General features: G+C 58.3%; 1 protein-coding gene. It reads left to right on the forward strand.

Annotation, left to right across the window (positions count from 1 at the left end):
- Positions 1–506: TetR/AcrR family transcriptional regulator (locus K5E19_RS23720; RefSeq protein WP_221553371.1), on the forward strand; the 506-nt coding region annotated here is incomplete at its 5' end.
- Positions 507–549: the final 43 nt, after the last annotated feature.

The following is a 549-nucleotide window of genomic DNA, read 5'->3' on the forward strand; positions in this document are numbered from 1 at the left end:
ACGCCATTGCCAAAGAGGCGGGCGTCACGCCCGCGATGCTGCACTATTACTTTAACTCCCGAGAGCAACTGCTGGATGCGATGATTGAGGAGCGTTTCCTGCCGTTACGCGAGCAGATCGGGACAATTTTCGCCGATAACCGGGATTCGCCGGTGAACGCCCTGACGGAAATGGTTAAAGTGCTGGCCGAACTGGCGGAACAGTATCCCTGGTTTGCACCGCTGTGGATGCAGGAGGTGATTGGCGAAATGCCGGTACTGCGCACCCATCTTCAGGCGCGGTTTGGTGACGAGAAGTATCAGGCGACGCTTGCCACCCTCAAAGGCTGGCAGCAGGAAGGGAAGCTGAATCAGGCGCTAGCACCGGAGCTGCTGTTTACCACCTTGCTGAGCCTGGTGCTGGTGCCGTTCTCACGCATGCGCAATGACGAGAGGCTAAAATCCCTCTCGCCGGAAATCATTGTCCGTCATGCGCTTGCCGTAATCGGCACCGGGATCGGCGGTTAAAGCGCCTTTGCCAGATAGTGGCGCTGCATGCCCGCATAGGGGT

It is taken from the genome of Enterobacter sp. RIT637, assembly GCF_019718755.1.
Taxonomy (GTDB): Bacteria; Pseudomonadota; Gammaproteobacteria; order Enterobacterales; family Enterobacteriaceae; genus Enterobacter.